16 protein-coding genes are annotated in these 16,808 nt (G+C 32.2%); 10 read left to right on the forward strand and 6 right to left on the reverse strand.

Going from position 1 to position 16,808, the window contains the following annotated elements; translation table 11 throughout:
* Positions 1–64 precede the first annotated feature (64 nt).
* The 5 genes from B5D15_RS01825 to B5D15_RS01845 form a co-directional block, all read right to left on the reverse strand.
* Positions 65–709, reverse strand: a complete 645-nt coding sequence (locus B5D15_RS01825) for an ABC-2 transporter permease (RefSeq protein WP_078695399.1) — start codon at positions 707–709, stop codon at positions 65–67.
* Positions 702–1,568 carry an ABC transporter ATP-binding protein gene (locus B5D15_RS01830; RefSeq protein ID WP_078695400.1) on the reverse strand — a complete coding sequence of 289 codons (867 nt, stop codon included), beginning with the start codon at positions 1,566–1,568 and terminating at the stop codon, positions 702–704. Before B5D15_RS01830 ends, B5D15_RS01825 begins: the two co-directional genes overlap by 8 nt.
* Positions 1,569–1,571: 3 nt before the next feature.
* Positions 1,572–1,946 carry a GntR family transcriptional regulator gene (locus B5D15_RS01835; RefSeq protein ID WP_078695401.1) on the reverse strand — a complete coding sequence of 125 codons (375 nt, stop codon included), beginning with the start codon at positions 1,944–1,946 and terminating at the stop codon, positions 1,572–1,574.
* A gap of 101 nt (positions 1,947–2,047) precedes the next feature.
* On the reverse strand, positions 2,048–3,277 hold the full coding sequence (locus B5D15_RS01840) for a glycosyltransferase family 2 protein (protein ID WP_207651440.1): 1,230 nt from the start codon (positions 3,275–3,277) through the stop codon (positions 2,048–2,050).
* Positions 3,270–3,896, reverse strand: coding sequence for a hypothetical protein (locus tag B5D15_RS01845; RefSeq protein WP_078695403.1), 627 nt, complete (start codon positions 3,894–3,896; stop codon positions 3,270–3,272). The genes B5D15_RS01840 and B5D15_RS01845 overlap by 8 nt, the downstream gene beginning before the upstream one ends.
* Positions 3,897–4,335: 439 nt before the next feature.
* On the opposite strand from B5D15_RS01845, the gene B5D15_RS01850 reads away from it, so the two are divergent.
* Together B5D15_RS01850 and B5D15_RS01855 are read left to right on the forward strand one after the other, a co-directional pair.
* Positions 4,336–6,393, forward strand: coding sequence for a methyl-accepting chemotaxis protein (locus tag B5D15_RS01850; protein ID WP_078695404.1), 2,058 nt, complete (start codon positions 4,336–4,338; stop codon positions 6,391–6,393).
* Positions 6,394–6,570: 177 nt separating this feature from the next.
* Positions 6,571–7,044, forward strand: a complete 474-nt coding sequence (locus B5D15_RS01855; RefSeq protein WP_078695405.1) for a YbaK/EbsC family protein — start codon at positions 6,571–6,573, stop codon at positions 7,042–7,044.
* 150 nt (positions 7,045–7,194) lie between these two features.
* Here the strand turns inward: B5D15_RS01855 and B5D15_RS01860 are convergent, their stop codons facing one another.
* On the reverse strand, positions 7,195–8,055 hold the full coding sequence (locus tag B5D15_RS01860; RefSeq protein WP_078695406.1) for a DUF4438 domain-containing protein: 861 nt from the start codon (positions 8,053–8,055) through the stop codon (positions 7,195–7,197).
* A 57-nt stretch (positions 8,056–8,112) separates the two neighbouring features.
* On the opposite strand from B5D15_RS01860, the gene B5D15_RS01865 reads away from it, so the two are divergent.
* The 8 genes from B5D15_RS01865 to cas2 all read left to right on the forward strand — a co-directional run bounded on the left by B5D15_RS01865 (position 8,113) and on the right by cas2 (position 16,549).
* Positions 8,113–8,442 (forward strand): hypothetical protein, encoded by a 330-nt coding sequence (locus tag B5D15_RS01865; protein ID WP_078695407.1) that lies wholly within the window; start codon positions 8,113–8,115, stop codon positions 8,440–8,442.
* A 412-nt stretch (positions 8,443–8,854) separates the two neighbouring features.
* The gene (locus B5D15_RS01870) at positions 8,855–11,008 is read left to right on the forward strand and encodes a CRISPR-associated helicase/endonuclease Cas3 (RefSeq protein WP_078695408.1); all 2,154 of its coding nucleotides are present in this window, start codon (positions 8,855–8,857) and stop codon (positions 11,006–11,008) included.
* A gap of 18 nt (positions 11,009–11,026) precedes the next feature.
* Positions 11,027–11,680 (forward strand): type I-C CRISPR-associated protein Cas5c, encoded by a 654-nt coding sequence (cas5c, locus tag B5D15_RS01875; protein WP_078695409.1) that lies wholly within the window; start codon positions 11,027–11,029, stop codon positions 11,678–11,680.
* The gene (gene cas8c / locus B5D15_RS01880) at positions 11,677–13,476 is read left to right on the forward strand and encodes a type I-C CRISPR-associated protein Cas8c/Csd1 (protein WP_078695410.1); all 1,800 of its coding nucleotides are present in this window, start codon (positions 11,677–11,679) and stop codon (positions 13,474–13,476) included. Before cas5c ends, cas8c begins: the two co-directional genes overlap by 4 nt.
* Positions 13,469–14,329 carry a type I-C CRISPR-associated protein Cas7/Csd2 gene (gene cas7c / locus B5D15_RS01885; protein ID WP_078695411.1) on the forward strand — a complete coding sequence of 287 codons (861 nt, stop codon included), beginning with the start codon at positions 13,469–13,471 and terminating at the stop codon, positions 14,327–14,329. Before cas8c ends, cas7c begins: the two co-directional genes overlap by 8 nt.
* 1 nt (position 14,330) lies before the next feature.
* Complete coding sequence (gene cas4, locus B5D15_RS01890) at positions 14,331–14,993, forward strand: CRISPR-associated protein Cas4 (protein ID WP_078695412.1); 663 nt, start codon at positions 14,331–14,333, stop codon at positions 14,991–14,993.
* Positions 14,994–15,018: 25 nt separating this feature from the next.
* Entirely contained in the window at positions 15,019–16,050 is a 1,032-nt protein-coding gene (cas1c, locus tag B5D15_RS01895; RefSeq protein WP_078695413.1) for a type I-C CRISPR-associated endonuclease Cas1c, read from the forward strand.
* 208 nt (positions 16,051–16,258) lie between these two features.
* Complete coding sequence (cas2, locus tag B5D15_RS01900) at positions 16,259–16,549, forward strand: CRISPR-associated endonuclease Cas2 (RefSeq protein WP_078695414.1); 291 nt, start codon at positions 16,259–16,261, stop codon at positions 16,547–16,549.
* Positions 16,550–16,808: the final 259 nt, after the last annotated feature.

Genomic DNA, 16,808 nt, shown 5'->3' on the forward strand with positions numbered 1-16,808 from the left:
TTGACAAGTGACAAACTTTTTCATTCCGTCGTTGTGGCTATTTTTTAGTCATGCCCTGTTAAGCCTAAAATTCACGCCTTTTGTAAAAGTAAACCGACAGGCAGTAGGATATAAAAAGAATTATAAATGATAAAATTATAATAAGTAACATTATTAAGCACTTAGAACCTCCAAAGTCTAATAAAATATTTGAGAATCTACTTTCTAAGAATTTAATAATATATGAAATACCTCCGAAGAAAAGGAAAAAAATTATAAATTGTATCCATTTAGCTTTCATGTATCCGAACTTAAAAAATATAGGAAGGCTTAAGCTATACATTATGCTGACTAAAAATAATCCGTAAATTATACCTTCTAATGTTACAGGATATAGAGAGATTTTAAGATTTAAACTGCTTGTGATAATGTATATTATAAAATATATTGCAGTAGTAAAAGCAGCGTAGATAAAAAGTGAAATATATTTTGATAAAACTATTTTTTCCCTTGAAATCGGTAAAGTGTTTAAAAATATATTGCCGTTGCTTCTATCATCATAGGCACTTGCGCTTGAAAGTGTGATATATGATATTGCACAAATACAAATGGATAGGGTTGCACCCATTATTTTCGACTGTATGCTTAACATGATGAATATTATATATAAAAATGCAAAAATCAGGTTTTTCTTTTGAATCAATAAATCCTTAAGAATTAAACTAAGCATGAATCTCCCTCCTTAAATAATATAGCATTATATCGTCTAATGACGGCTTTTCGATTATTATTTTTTCTTTTAGAGCATTTTTAATAACTTTTTTATCCTTAACAAGCCCCTCAAAGCCGAAGCTGCTATATTTAATACCTACAAATTCCTTTTTTATATCCTCTCTTAAAATCTCCTTATCCCCTTTCACCATACCATAATTATCCATAATAATATCCTTTTCAACGGAAAATAAAATCTCCCCGTTATTTATGAATGTTATATAATCAGCTATTTTTTCAAGATCAGAGGTTATATGGGTTGAAAAAAGAACCCCTTTGTTTTCATCCTGTATTATATAGGACAATATGTCTAAAAGTTCGCTTCTTACAATAGGATCAAGCCCTGATGTAGGTTCATCCATAATTAGCATTTCAGCGTTGTGGGATAGTGCAACAGAAAGGGACAGTTTCATCTTCATACCCTTAGAAAAATCCTTTATCTTTTTGTTTAATGGGAGGTTGAAGTCCTTAATATACTTTAAAAAAGAATCCTCGTCCCATCTTTTATATAGAGGCTTTATAATCTTTTTAATTTCAAGGGCAGTCAGCTCCTCATAAAATAAATTTTCATCAAATACAAAGCCTATCCTGTCTTTAATCTCAATTTCATTTTTTATGTTGTCCAATCCAAACACTTTTATTTCGCCAGAGTCCTTTTTAAGAAGGTTCATAATAAGCTTAATGGTGGTGCTTTTACCTGCACCGTTTGGACCTATAAAACCCATAATAAATCCCCTCGGGAGAAAAAAGCTTACATCCTTTAAACTAAAATCTTTAAAGTTTTTTCTAAGGTTTTTGATTTCTAAAATGTTTTCCATTTATTAAACCTCCCTATATAAAATTTCAAGCATTTCCTTAAGTTCATCTAAGGACAGTTTTGCTGTTTTTGCGGCAGAAACAGCGCCATACAGCTTTTCTTCAACTATTTTAAGACGGGATTCTTTTAAAAGCTCGTCGTTCTGGGCTGCCACAAAGGTCCCCTTTCCAGGCACAGTAACTATAAAACCTTCTTTTTCAAGCTCATCATAGGCTCTTTTTGTAGTAATAACGCTTATTTGAAGCTCCTTAGCAAGGTTTCTGATTGAAGGAAGGGATTCAAGAGCATTAACTTCACCGTTTATAATTGCTGCTTTTATCTGCTTTACAATCTGCTCGTAAATCGGCTCCTCAGAAGAGTTGGAGATTATTATATTCATGTTCTATCCTCCCAATGTTAATACTGTATATATACATTATATACAGAATTAACACCTGCGTCAATATATAATTAGGAGAATGGAGAAAACATCTCTTTGACCTAAAACCTCAAGGTCTTGTCCCATTCAGGCTCTACTTTTTTAAAGCTGCCTTTCATCTGAAGAAAATATCCCTTTAAAACGAGGTATATCCAAAACTGGGCGTAGGTAAAGTACATAAGAACAGCAAAGATTATGTTTTTAAGGTTTATTTCCCGTTCAACGACTGCGGAAGTTACGATTTGAACTACATATATCCAAAGAGTTTCAAACCATAATATAAGTAGAGGGATTTGGTAGTCTATTTTTATTTTTCCCAAAAGGCCCATTACAAACCATATATCTGAGGCTATGACAAGGCTTACGAATAGGTAGTATATTGAAACCATCTGAAAAGTGTTAAATTTATTTATTCCTTTTGTCATGTTTTTATCTTTTATTATTTTACTTATAAGATAGAGATTCCCCTGCATCCATCGCGTTCTTTGCCTTATAAAGACGTTTAATTTTTCAGGTTCCTGCTCCCATGTTACTGAAGATGGGACAACAGGCAGAAGATAGTTTTTAGAATATATCCTGACTGACAGCTCTGCATCTTCCGCAAGGGCATAGGCATCCCATCCCCCTACTTCCTCTAAAACCTTTCTTTTAACAAGCATATTAGTTCCCGTTAGTGAGCCAAGCCTAAAAAGCATCCACCTTCCTGACTGCATCAAAAGCTGAAAAACCATAAACTCGAGGCCTATCATCCTTGTTAATGCGTTTTTGTACATATTTATTGTTTTAACATATCCTACCGCACCTGCGTATTTTTCATTTTCTACAGCCTTTTCTACAAGCTTAATAAGCGCCATTTTTTCAGGCTGGTTGTCCGCATCATATACAACAACCATATCCCCCTTTGATATAGAAAAGCCGTAGTTTAAAACCCTTGCCTTACCCTTAGGAGTTCCAAGAGGCACTTTTATATGGTAAAGGTTTTTAAAATGCTTTGCAAAATAATCGGCGATTTTTCCCGTATCATCTGATGAATTATCGTTTAAAAGATAAATATTAAGTTCCCCCGGATAATACAGATTAACCATAGCATCGAGGGTTTCAAAGATAACTATTCCCTCGTTATGGGCAGGTATAAGTATATCAACGCTCGGATATTCAACAAGTTTTCTTTCATCATTTCTCTCTTTTATTTTAAATATAAGGCCTAAGATAGTTAGTACGGAATAATATAAAATTAAAACCCAAAACAATATGGAAGTTATTATAACAAGCTTTGAAAACAACTTATTCACCTGCACTTAAAATAGATTTTAAAAAATCATCAAAACTTATAAAGGTGCTGTCCACGTTTTTAACTATAAAATTTAAATCATTCAAGAGCTCATCATAATTTAAATTTTCAATTTTATCTATGTTATCCTTAATCCTGTTTATAACTATTTCGCTTCCAAATTCATTTGTATTTTGAAGCAGCGCTATAAAGGTATTGTTATTATAAAGCCCGACAAGGTCGTAGTTTTTTCTTATTGATTTTATTATCGCTTCCCCTAAAAGCCTCATAAGGGTTTTAGATGCTTTTGAGTTTCCAATAGCAATATCAGTAAGCTTAATTATAATAAGCTGCCCGGCTTCATTTCTCCTTTTTACAGCTGTATATATTGTTTCAGCCCTGTCTAAGAATTCCCTGAAATTCATTATCCCTATTTCAGGGTTTATTTTTTCAAGTTCCTGAACTCTTCTTTCAAGTTTTTCGTTTTTGCTTACAATATTTTTTATATAAAGGGACTGAACCCACAGCAGAACTGATAATAATATTACAATTAGCTGCTGTGCTATAATATTAAGCTGGCTGTATTCTAAGATTGGACTTATCCATGCCTTTGCAACATAATAAAATGCAATGCTCAGCATAAAAGCGGCTAAAAAAGTAAAACTTTTGAGATTATCGTAAAAATAACTCAATAAAGTCAATAGTAAAAAATAAGAGATATATAAGGGCTTTAGCCCTGAAGGAATTATCCTTAAAAAAAGATAGAACAGTACAAACTGCACAGCTGCTGACAGAGCAAAGCTTAAATAGAAAAGATTCTTCTTAATAATTATCACCTCGAAAAGAATGCTTGAGTTTTATTTTAAAAGAGATTTATACATATAAAAATTATAAACTTAAGATATTTAAAATAATAATGGGAATTGGAGGAAATGCGGTTACAGGCACCGGAGAGAAGAGAAAATTCTTCTGGTTAAAAAAATAATTTAGTATATGAAAGTATAAAAAAATGACGAATTAGGTCGATGATAATAATAAGGACAAAATTATACTACTAAAGTATGGAGCGGAGGGATTTGAATGAAGTTACCAAAATTAAAAAGTGTAAGACTACTTATAATCATTGCTATACTGCCGATTTCCATTATAGCGATGATACTGCTTACTGCTATAAGTTATAATTCAGGGAAAACAATAATAAATAGGGAAATAGGTTATAAAATGAATGCAAACCTCGATTCAATCGTAAAAAATATAGATAAGAGCCTTTCAACACATTCTAAACTTGTTGAATCACTTGCAAAATCAGCAGAATCTACAGGTGTAATAATGAGCAATGAACATTATGAAAAATTATTGAAAGGGGTTTTGTCTACTAATCCAGAAAGTTTTGGAGCTGGCATTTGGTTTGAACCAAATAAATATAAAGAAGGTGTGAAATATTTTGGACCCTATGTATATAGAGAAGAGGGTAAAATCGTTTATACTGAAGAATATAGCAGCGAAAGTTATGATTATTTTAAATATGATTGGTATAAGATAGGTAAAAACATTCCTTCAGGGGTAGCATGGTCAGATGCATATTACGACGAAGTTGCAAAAACATCGATGATAACTGCAACAGCTCCATTTTTCGACAGCAATAAAAATTTTATAGGGGTTGCAACAGCAGATATAAGTCTTAAAATGATTCAAAATTCTATAGGCAGTATAAAGATAGGAAACACGGGAAGCGCATTTTTAATAGATAAAAATGGAATTTATATCGCTGACAAAGATTCAAATAAAATAATGAAGAAAAAAATTACGGATGATGCAAACTCAGATTTTTCATCTAAAGCATCGGTTATGCTGACAAGCAAAGAAGGGAATTTTACTTATAAATCAGATGATGAAAACTATAGAGTTTACTTTAAACGCATACCACAGACTAATTGGATTATCGCACTTACAATATCAGAGAAAGAACTTTTTTCACCAGTAAGACAGCTTTTAAGAAACCTTATAATAGTAATAAGTGCAGCATCATTCTTTGTAATATTGATATTATTGTTATTTAGTAATTACCTTACAAAAAATATTAAAAAAGTTAATGAGCTTGCATTTGCGATTTCTAAAGGGAATCTTTCTAATTATTTAGATGTTAAGACTCATGATGAGCTTGGACAGATGGGACACCATCTTAATGATATGACAAGCAAACTTAAAGAAATAATTAAAACAATATCTGAGGGTTCAGAATTGGTAGTTTCAACTTCTGAGGAACTTACTGCAAGCGCAGAACAAACTCAATCTGCAGCAGAACAAATAGCAGATTCTTTGCAGTCCCTTTCTGCAGGCTCTGAAAAGCAGATAAATATATCCTCAAATGCAGTAAAAATTGTTACAGACATTTCAAAAGGAATAGAACAGGTTACAAATAATCTTTCAATCATTGCTGAAAATTCTTTAAATGCCTACGATAAGGCTGAAAAGGGAAATGTTGTTATAAAAAATACAATAGATAGAATGGATAATATAAACGAGAAGGTTTCAGCTGCAGGGCATACAATAAATGAACTTGGGAAAAAATCAGCTGAAATAGGTCAGATAATTTCGGTTATAACCGGAATCGCTGAACAGACCAATCTTCTTGCATTAAATGCAGCAATAGAAGCCGCAAGAGCTGGAGAACATGGAAGAGGTTTTGCTGTTGTTGCTGATGAAGTTAGAAAATTAGCTGAGCAATCGGCAAACGCAGCAAAAAGAATCAGCACGATTATAAGCGAAATAAAAGAGAACATAGATACCTCTATTGGAACGATGGCTGAAGGAACAAGTGCTGTAAAAGATGGAATTGATATGGTTTACAATGCAGGGGATGCTTTTAATGAAATTTTAACCTCTGTAGATGATGTTTCTAAAAAGATGCAGGATGCATCAAGCGTTTCACAGCAGATTTATGCTGCATCACAGGAAATGGTAAAATCTATAGAAAATATAAATAACATTATAGAAGAATCCTCTCAAAATATTGAAAATGTTGCAGCTTCATCGCAGGAACAGTCAGCTGTAATGAAGGAAGTATCCGATGCTGCACAATCTCTTACAGATATAGCGCTTAAACTTCAAGAAAGCATTAATTTCTTTAAATTATAAAATATAACGTGCCTTAGATTAAATGCTTTTAATCTATAGGCACTTTTTATATTAATGTATTATTTAGTTATTCACAGTGCCAGGCACTGGAGAGAAGAGAAAATGTCCATATAGACATTAGCACTTTAAAATATTAAAATAAATTAAAAATATATACATATTTTGGAGGTAATGAAAATGGCAATTGAAGATGTTAGAAAGTATTTTAAAAAATATGATAGAGATAAGGACATTATAGAGCTTGAATCTTCAAGCACAACCGTTGAGCTTGCAGCTGCGGCCCTTAGTGTTGAGGCGGGGAGAATTGCAAAAACCCTTGCCCTAAGAAGCGGTGATGATATAATTATTTTGGTTGCAGCTGGAGATGCTAAAATTGATAATTCTAAATTTAAGGCGGAGTTTAAAACAAAACCTAAGATGCTTGACGCTGATGAAACCTTTAAGTGGACAGGACATAGGGTTGGGGGAGTATGTCCCTTTGGACTTAAAGAGAATCTACCGGTATATCTTGATATATCCTTAAAAAGATTTAATACTGTTTTTCCTGCCTGTGGCAGCGGGAATTCTGCCATTGAACTGACATGTGAAGAATTAGAGAATTATTCTTTGTGCCAAAAGTGGGTAGATGTGTGCAAAAACTGGGATGTATAAGAAAAGTGCCAATAAGCTAAAAAATCAATTGTTAGTACAAAATAGACAAGGATAAAGGTAAAAAGTATAAAAACATGAAGTTTTATGAATTATGAATAAATATGGCTGTATAACTAATGGGAAGAAATTATATTCTTCCCATTAGTTATATTACTTTATGTAATCAATGTAATTTAAAATATTTGCGTTCTCGTCTTTGTATCCTTCTATTAAGCTTTTTTTGCAGGTCATAATCGTTGTAATCCCTGGCCCATGTCCCATCTTTATGCAGTCGCTGTGTATTACAACTCCTATGCTTACAGCTCCCTTTAAATATCCTCTTCCATAAGAATTATCGCAATCCCTTAAAAGGACTAAATCTCCAAACTTTAGTTTATCAAGTCCAAGCCTTTTAATCTCATCTAAGTCTTCAGTCATAATATCATAATCCCCTGAAAATGCAGTTAAAGCTCCAATTCCAGAGCCCATTAAATATGCTGGGACTTCAGCAGCAACGGGAACCTTCAGCACATTATCTTCCTTTATAGGAATATTTAAAAACAACCTTGGATCAACGTTCATAACCTGAATGTCAGGATAGTCCAGCAATTTTAAGCCCTGACCGAAGCCCTTGATTAGTATTTTATCGTCAACGGCCATTTTTTCTAAGTCATCTTTTTCAAACTGAATCAATACATGCTCTATTCCGCCGTGCTTTCCAATAACGAAGCCCTTTGCACCTTTAGCATCTCCAGTTACAATTCTTGCTTCATTTCCTATGCAGGCAAACAGCATCATTGCATTGTTTTCGTTTCTATCTTCATTTCTTATAGAAACGCCGGGTTCAACATGGTCTCCGGACCATCCAAAGGCGCAGTCTCCAACTTTAACATTATAGGTTATGCCTCCTGTTGCAGGAAGAACATGAGCATTGCCATCAGCATCAACTCTAAAGGGAGAAGGATTTATAGGATGATGAATTTTCCCCTGAAGAGACTGCATAACGGTTTTATCTATGTTTGTTCTTAACATAATACACCCTCTTTTCATATATTTTTACATATTTAACTTACCACAAAGAAATAAAAAATGAAAGTGGTTGTAAAAAAGTGCTACATGGCAGAGGATTATCTGTTTCTTCCTTTAAAAATAGTAACTACGATTAAGGCAGAACTTCCTTCCTATGCCTTAGAGTGCTATGAAAAATTGGAAAATACTATGGAGCTTGAAGAAGAAAAAGCCTTCAGCAGGAGGAGCTGCTTTGTGCCATTAGCTCGAGGAGAAAGAGAAAAACAGCTAAAGTGTGAGTTAAGGGGTAGAAGTGAGCTTGGACAAAAAGAGATAGACACCGGAGAAGGAGAAAATGCGGCAGTATTACACAGATTAAAAACGGTAACTAAAAAAATTACCTGCGGTTGATGCCTTAGCTGCTGAAATAGATGCCAAGTTTTTATTATAAATTAAAATTATGGTAAATAAGTAACAGTGCATAACTAAAAAATAGCCACAACGACGGAATGAAAAAGTTTATCACTTGCCAATTGGGTGGCATATTTTTCATGTTTTCTCCATTCTCCAGTGCCTTGAAATGTTCTGAAAAAATGCCTCTATGAATTTTATGCCACAACATATAGTATATATGGACTTAGTGTTTATACAATAAACAGTATGTTTTTGATGAATATTATAATATTTATGCGGACTTTCTGGCACTAACTTTAAGCGAAATAATTACAAATTATGCAGGAATTATTTAACAAAAGAAGAATATATAAGATAGATTAGTTTATATAATAAATATTTAAAAATTATATAAGAGAGCGTGAATGAAATGATTTATTATGCCCATTCTAAAGAAGAAAAAGGAGAAGAATGTTATCAAAGATTGGAAGAACATCTGTCAAATACAGCAGATTTGGCTTCAAAATTTGCAAGCTCTTTCAATTCTCAGAAATTAGCTTATATTATTGGAAAGTATCATGATATTGGAAAATATTCAAGTGAATTTCAAAAGAAATTAAGAGGAGAAAATATAAAAGTTGACCATTCAACTGCAGGAGCACAATTGGCATATAACCTTTACGGTGAAATTATAGGTAAAATAATTGCCTACTGCATTGCAGGGCATCACGCAGGATTGATTGATTATGGAACAAGCGTAAAAAACAACACCTTAGAATCAAGATTAAAAAAGAGTATATATGATTATTCATCTTATAAAAAAGAAATTGAAATTTTAAAATTTGATGAAAAATTAAGTTTAAAAATAGACAATATAAATTCATTTTTTTCCATAGCTTTTTTTACAAAAATGCTCTATTCATGCTTAGTTGATGCAGATTTTATTGACACTGAAAAATTTATGAGTGATGGTAAGGTAGATAGGAATATTGGAGATAGTTTGGGTATTCTATATACAAAATTATTTGCCCATCTTGAAACTTTAAAAAATTCAAAGGGGTATATAAACATAAAAAGAAATGAAATTTTAAAGCAATGTATTGAAAAAGCGGATAATAACAATGGAATATATTCCCTTACTGTTCCAACGGGAGGAGGCAAAACTAAATCCTCCTTAGCCTTTGCCTTAAAGCATGCACTTAAAAATAATATGAACAGAATAATATATGTTATACCCTATACAAGCATAATAGAGCAAAATGCAGCAGTTTTTAAAGAAATACTTGGAAAAGACAACGTCCTTGAGCATCATAGCAATTTTATTTTTGATGAGAAGGACGATTGTGAGGATGATATTAACTATAAATTAAAACTTTCAGCAGAAAATTGGGATATACCAGTTGTTGTAACAACAAATGTGCAATTTTATGAATCACTTTTCTCAAACAAGCCTTCTAAATGCAGAAAAATACACAACATTTCAAACAGCGTAATAATAATAGATGAAGCTCAAATGATTCCCCATGAATATTTAAAACCCTGCATAGTTTCACTTTATGAACTTACTAAAAATTACAACTGTACAGTAGTTTTATGTACTGCAACACAGCCAACCTTTAATGATGTTGTAAAAGGTATTGAAATTAAAGAGATAATAGATAGTCCACAAAAATTATTCAATGATTTTAAAAGAGTAAATGTAATTAAAAAGAGAGAAGTAAGTGATGACTCTTTATCGCAGGAACTTTTAAATCATAAACAAGTTCTTTGTATTGTAAATACAAGAAAACATGCAAAAAAGCTTTATGAAAAGATGAAATGGGATAATACATATCATTTAAGCAGCCTTATGTGTCCTATTCATAGAAGCAATGTTTTAAAAGAAATAAAAGAAAAACTGCTCAATGGCAGTGAATGCAGGGTAGTATCTACACAGCTTATTGAGGCAGGTGTTGATATAGATTTCCCAACAGTTTATAGAGAAATAAGCGGAATAGATTCTATAGCACAATCAGCAGGAAGATGCAACAGGGAAGGTAAAATAGAAAAAGGAGAAGTGTTTGTTTTTTCTTCAACAGAAGATTATTCAAGGATTTCAGGGTGGCTAAACAGGACAAAGGTAGCAGGAGAGATGACACTTAGAAAATATGAAGATATTTTAAGCATAGATGCAATTAACTTTTATTTTAAGCAGCTTTATGATATGGAAAAAATTAAAAAGTTTGATTATAAGGATATAATGAAATGTTTTGAAGAAAGGGTAGGGGAGTTGAAGTTTGAGTTTGCCACTGCAAGCGATAATTTTAAAATAATTGATGATAATACATATTCTGTAGTTATACCTTTTGATGAAAATGCTTTAAAAATTATAGAGAGCGTAAAGTTTTCAAAGCATCCTAAATTGCTGCTGAGAAAGCTTCAGCAATATACTGTTTCTATTTATGAAAGTGAATATAAAGCCCTTTTGGATATAGGTGCCATTGAAGATGTAGGAGGGCTTTTTTATCTTTTGAAAGATAAGAAAAGATATGATGATAAAGAAGGGCTTATAATCGCAGAAGGTTCAGAAGCCTTGTGCATATAAATAAAGGAGGTGTTTATTTTGGGATATGGCTTTAAACTAAAAGTTTGGGGGAACTATGCTTGTTTTACAAGACCAGAGATGAAAGTTGAACGTGTAAGCTATGATGTTATTACGCCCTCTGCAGCAAGGGGAATATTAGAGTCAATATATTGGAAACCAGCTATTGCGTGGAAAATAGACAGAATTCATGTACTTAATGAAATAAAATTTGAAAATTTAAGACGAAATGAAATAGGCAATAAAATTTCTCAAAGAAGCATTGAAAATTCTATGAAAAGCGGCACACCTATATTTCAAATATCAAACGAAGATAGGCAGCAAAGGGCCTCCCTTATTTTAAAGGATGTAGCCTATGTTATAGAAGCACATTTTGAAATGACGGATAATGAGGGGGAGAGGGATTCAAAGGAAAAACATTATGCAATAGCTAAAAGAAGGATGGAAAAGGGGCAGTGCTATCATAGGCCATATTTAGGATGCAGGGAATTTCCAGCTCAATTTGAATTTATAGAACATGAAATTCCTATAGGCTATTACAGTGATAAAACAGTGGATTTGGGATGGATGCTTTATGATATTGATTTTAAGGATAATATGAAGGCAATTTTTTATAGGGCAAGAATTGAAAAGGGAATAATTGAAGTTCCTGATGAAAGTGAGGTGAAAAGATGATAATAGAATCACTGTGCAGGTATTACGACATTATAAGCTCAGATGGTGAACATGAAGTTCCTTTAATTGGATACAGCAGGGTAAAAGTGTCCTTTGCATTAATACTCTCAGAAGAGGGAGAACTTCTTGATATTGCTGACTTAAGGGAAAAAAACAACAAAGGGAAGGTTGTATCATACCCTTACATGATAGTTCCAGAACAAAGCGGGAGATCAGGAACTGCAGCTATTCCTTATTTTCTTTGTGATAATTCCCAATATGTTCTTGGTATAGGCAAGGATAAAAAAGCTGATGCAGTTAAAAAATATAAAGCCTTTAAAGAACTGCATTTAACGATTTTAAAGGACTGCGAAGATCCCTTTGCAAAGGCAATTGTTAATTTTTTAAACAAATGGGATGAAAAGTCATCAGAGAATAATGCTGCTATTAAAAAAATAGGAAAAGAAATTTTAGGTGGGAATATAGTTTTTAAATTAGATGGTTATACAGGCTTTGTCCATGAAAGGGAAGAAATAAAAAAACTAATTATTAAAAAGGAAGATACAAAAGAAAAATATATAGCTCAATGCCTTGTAACAGGGAAAGAAGCGATTATACCAGAGAAACATATTAAGATTAAAGGGGTAAAGGGAACTGCAGCAGAATCCCCATTAATTTCTATAAACTCCCCTTCTACTAATGCATATGATTCCTATGGAAAGAGTAAAGCTTATAATGCCCCAATAGGCGAAGAAGCAGTTTTTAAATATTCAACAGCATTAAACTATCTTTTATCTTCTAAATCTTCCTATATGATATTAGGGGATGATACCATAGTATATTTTGCTGAAAGCAGCAAGAGCAAATATAACGACATTGCAAGTTATCTTATATCCCCTCCTTTAATCAATGAGAATGAAAAGAAAGAGGATAAAAATACAAAGTATATTATAAGGGATGTTTTAAATTGTGTTAAAAATGGAGAGATGATTAATAGTATAGATAAAGATATAGATGATAATGTTAAATTTTATATTTTAGGTTTATCGCCTAATGCAGGGAGAATATCCGTAAGGTTTTTTTATTTTAATAGTTTTGGAAATTTTGTTAAAAGCATTTCTCAGCATTATATAGACATGGAAATAGACGGGGGAAAAGAATATATACCCCTATGGCTGCTATTAAATGAAACAGTTCCTAAAAAAAACAAGGATAAAAAAATATCTCCTATTCTTGTAGGCCAAGTTATGAATTCAATTATAACAGGATGCCCATATCCTTTCACATTGTATGCAAATATATTAAACAGAATTAGAGCAGAAAGTGATGACAGGGATAAGAAAATCTATTCTGTAAACAGTATAAGGGTATCTATAATAAAAGCCTATCTTTTAAGAAAAGAAAGAAAATTAAATATAAATAAATATGGGGAGGTTTTAAATGTGAGCTTAAATGAGGAAAGTAAGAATCAAGCCTATTTGCTTGGAAGATTGTTTGCAATCCTTGAAAAGGTACAGGAGCTTTCAAGCAAAAACAAATTAAATTCAACTATAAAGGACAGATTTTTTTCAACAGCATCGGCATCGCCTTCAACAGTTTTCCCGTCCCTTATAAGATTATCACAGCACCATTTTGCAAAAATAGATAATTCTAAATGGCTTGATATTAAAATGAGTGAAGTATTAGACAAGTTGGAAGGCTTCCCAGCACATCTTGACATGGAGGAGCAGGGAATTTTTATTTTAGGTTATTACCATCAAAGGCAGGACTTTTTTAAAAAGAAAGTAAACATAGAGGAGGAAAGTAAAAATGAGTGAAATTATTAAAAACCGCTATGAATTCCTTATTTTATTTGATGTTGAAAATGGAAACCCCAATGGTGATCCTGATGCTGGCAATATGCCAAGAATTGACCCTGAAACAGGCCATGGAATTGTGACGGATGTATGTATTAAAAGAAAGATTAGAAATTATGTAGAAATTAAAATGAAGGAGAAGGAAGGATACAAGATATATTTAAAGGAGGGTGTAGTTTTAAACGAACAGCATGCTCTATCCTATAAAGCATTAAATGAGGAAATTAGAAACAGCTCTCAAAAACCCTCTGAAAAAGCAGTTAAGTGGATGTGCGAGAATTTTTATGATATTAGAACCTTTGGAGCAGTAATGACTACTGAGGTAAATTGCGGACAAATAAGAGGCCCAGTTCAGTTAAGTTTTGCAAGGAGTATAGATCCTATAATGCCTCAGGAAATAACAATAACAAGGGTAGCTATAACAAAAGGTTCTGATGCAGAAAATAAAGAAACTGAAATGGGAAGGAAACATATCGTACCCTACGCATTATATAAAATGGAAGGCTATGTATCAGCCGCCCTTGCAGATAAGAATGGAAACTTTACAGAAGAGGATGTTGAGCTTTTGTGGGAAGCTGTTGAAAATATGTTTGAGCACGACAGATCAGCATCGAAAGGGAACATGGTTCTTAGAAAATTAATAATATTTAAACATGATTCAATATTAGGAAATGCACCTGCTCATAAATTATTTGAAAGCGTTGAAATCAAAAAGAAAGAAAATATAAAGGCTCCAAGAAATTATGAGGATTATATAGTAAATATTAAAAAGGATTTAATTCCTCAGGGAGTTACCTTAATAGAGAGGGTATAAAATGTATAATGAAGATGAACTTTTAGCATTATCTGGTATACAACATATTGCCTTTTGTGAAAGGCAGTGGGCTCTTATTCATATAGAAAGGCAATGGGCAGACAATTTAAGAACAGTTGAGGGTCAGCATCTTCATAATAAAGTAAATAACCCTTTTATATTCGAAACAAGAGGAAATGAAGTAATTGCAAGAAGTGTTTCAATTGTATCCTATCGCCTTGGATTATATGGTATAGCCGATATAGTTGAATTTGAGAAAACAGAAAACAAAGAAAATGCCATAAAAATACCTCATAAAAATGGATATTATATTCCCTATCCTGTAGAATACAAAAGGGGGAAAGAAAAAATAGACGATAGGGATGAAGTTCAGCTTTGTGCACAGGCAATATGCCTTGAGGAGATGTTTAATATAAAAATAAACAAGGCATACATATATTACGGCGAAACACGCCATAGAACAGAGGTAGTATTGAATGACAACCTTAGGGACAGGGTTGAAGAATTATCACAAAAAATGCATGATTTATTTAAAAAAGGAATTACACCTAAGGCTGAAAAAAAGAAAGGATGCAAATTATGTTCTTTAATTGATATATGTATGCCTAATTTAAATGAAAAAAAATTAAAGGTTAGTGAATACATTCAAAGGGCAATAGATTAAACTTAATATAAAGAGAGGTATTGCAATGAGAAAATTGCTTAATGTCCTTTATATTACTTCTCCAGATTCTTATCTTAGTAAAGATGGTGAAAATGTGGTTATATATTGCAAGGATGAAGAAAAATTTAGAATACCAATACATAATATTGAAGGAATAGTTTGTTTTAATTATACAGGTGCAAGCCCTGCCCTAATGGCAATGTGTGCAGAAAATGGGGTTGGGTTAACTTTCCTAAATGAAAACGATAAATTTTTAGCAAGGGTAAATGGAGGAGTAAAGGGGAATGTACTATTAAGAAAAAAGCAATATAGAATATCCGATGATGAATCACAGTGTGTTACAATCGCAACTAATTTTATATATGGGAAAATATTAAACTGCAGAAGTATGCTAAGAAGAACTATAAGAGACCATGGCAATAATGTTAATGCAGATAAACTTGAGGAGGCTTCTTCATATTTATTAAATAATGCAAAGAAAGTATTAAATGCAAAAAGCCTTGATGAGATAAGAGGAATAGAAGGGGATGCAGCAAAGATTTACTTTGATTCCTTTAATGAAATGATTTTATCTCAAAAGGATTCCTTTTATATGGAAACAAGAAATAAAAGGCCTCCTAAAGATAATTTGAATGCACTTTTATCCTTTTTATATACGATTCTTGCCCATGAAGTGCAATCTGCATTAGAAACGGTAGGGCTTGATCCCTATGTTGGTTTTTTGCATAGAGATAGACCGGGTAGAGCGTCCTTGGCACTTGATTTAATGGAAGAGCTAAGAGGTCCTTTTGCTGACAGATTAGCTTTAACATTAATAAATAGAAATCAAATTAATAAAAATGGTTTTACCGTAAAAGAAAATGGAAGCATACTTTTAGATGATAAAACAAAAAAGGAAGTTCTCGCAGCATGGCATGCAAGAAAGCAGGAAGAAATAACCCATCCATTTTTAGATGAAAAAATAAAATTTGGATTAATTCCTTATGTGCAGGCACTCTTACTTTCAAGATTTTTGCGTGAAGATTTAGACGGCTATCCTCCATTTTTATTGAAGTAAAATATTTAGATTTTGGATATTTATATATGTTATAGTCTTTTAAATTGAAGATGATAATTCTTATAGCTCATATTTTAAAAACTTAAAAAATTATTATAGAAAATATTATAATATATTACATTATATACAATTAAGCTTAATACAAAAGTTTTAATATAAATAAGTTTACACAAATATGAGTTAAAGAGATTGTGAAAGAGGTAATTATATGATGGTATTAATAACCTATGATGTTAGTACAGAAACGGAAGGGGGAAAAAGAAGGCTTCAAAAGGTTGCAAAGCAGTGCGTAAATTATGGACAGAGAGTTCAAAATTCAGTTTTTGAATGTCTTTTAGATCCTGCTCAATTCGCGGAACTAAAAAGCAGACTTGAAAAAATAGTAAATCCAGAAACAGATAGTTTAAGATATTATTTTCTCGGGAATAACTATAAAAATCGAATTGAACACTATGGAGCAAAAAAGACCTACGATCCTGAGGGAATACTAATAATTTAAACTTTACCTTAATTTTAAGCCTTGAAGTATTTGATTTTAGTTTTTATAAATAAAATGCGAACCTTAAGTGAACATAAAAAACCTAAGATGTTCGCAGAATTATATTTTAAAGTCTCTTATTAAAAAATACTGCTTTTAATAGAAAAAGTTTTTTACTAATTTATATATTTCGCAAATAGACCTTTTAGAAAGCTTGTAAAATCAGATTTGTAGCTATATACTGTCGCACCCCACGCGGGTGCGTGGATTGAAATTACCG

Origin of the sequence: Caloramator quimbayensis, from assembly GCF_900167605.1 — a bacterium.
Classification (GTDB): domain Bacteria; phylum Bacillota; class Clostridia; order Clostridiales; family Caloramatoraceae; genus Caloramator_B; species Caloramator_B quimbayensis.

What these genes read in the sequence shown, in the direction of transcription:
- B5D15_RS01825 (WP_078695399.1), bottom strand. Translation starts at nt 709, where the DNA reads ATGCTTAGTTTAATTCTTAAGGATTTATTGATTCAAAAGAAAAACCTG.
- B5D15_RS01830 (WP_078695400.1), bottom strand. Translation starts at nt 1,568, where the DNA reads ATGGAAAACATTTTAGAAATCAAAAACCTTAGAAAAAACTTTAAAGAT.
- B5D15_RS01835 (WP_078695401.1), bottom strand. Translation starts at nt 1,946, where the DNA reads ATGAATATAATAATCTCCAACTCTTCTGAGGAGCCGATTTACGAGCAG.
- B5D15_RS01845 (WP_078695403.1), bottom strand. Translation starts at nt 3,896, where the DNA reads ATGCTGAGCATTGCATTTTATTATGTTGCAAAGGCATGGATAAGTCCA.
- B5D15_RS01850 (WP_078695404.1), top strand. Translation starts at nt 4,336, where the DNA reads ATGAAGTTACCAAAATTAAAAAGTGTAAGACTACTTATAATCATTGCT.
- B5D15_RS01855 (WP_078695405.1), top strand. Translation starts at nt 6,571, where the DNA reads ATGGCAATTGAAGATGTTAGAAAGTATTTTAAAAAATATGATAGAGAT.
- B5D15_RS01860 (WP_078695406.1), bottom strand. Translation starts at nt 8,055, where the DNA reads ATGTTAAGAACAAACATAGATAAAACCGTTATGCAGTCTCTTCAGGGG.
- B5D15_RS01865 (WP_078695407.1), top strand. Translation starts at nt 8,113, where the DNA reads ATGAAAGTGGTTGTAAAAAAGTGCTACATGGCAGAGGATTATCTGTTT.
- B5D15_RS01870 (WP_078695408.1), top strand. Translation starts at nt 8,855, where the DNA reads ATGATTTATTATGCCCATTCTAAAGAAGAAAAAGGAGAAGAATGTTAT.
- cas8c (WP_078695410.1), top strand. Translation starts at nt 11,677, where the DNA reads ATGATAATAGAATCACTGTGCAGGTATTACGACATTATAAGCTCAGAT.
- cas7c (WP_078695411.1), top strand. Translation starts at nt 13,469, where the DNA reads ATGAGTGAAATTATTAAAAACCGCTATGAATTCCTTATTTTATTTGAT.
- cas4 (WP_078695412.1), top strand. Translation starts at nt 14,331, where the DNA reads ATGTATAATGAAGATGAACTTTTAGCATTATCTGGTATACAACATATT.
- cas1c (WP_078695413.1), top strand. Translation starts at nt 15,019, where the DNA reads ATGAGAAAATTGCTTAATGTCCTTTATATTACTTCTCCAGATTCTTAT.
- cas2 (WP_078695414.1), top strand. Translation starts at nt 16,259, where the DNA reads ATGATGGTATTAATAACCTATGATGTTAGTACAGAAACGGAAGGGGGA.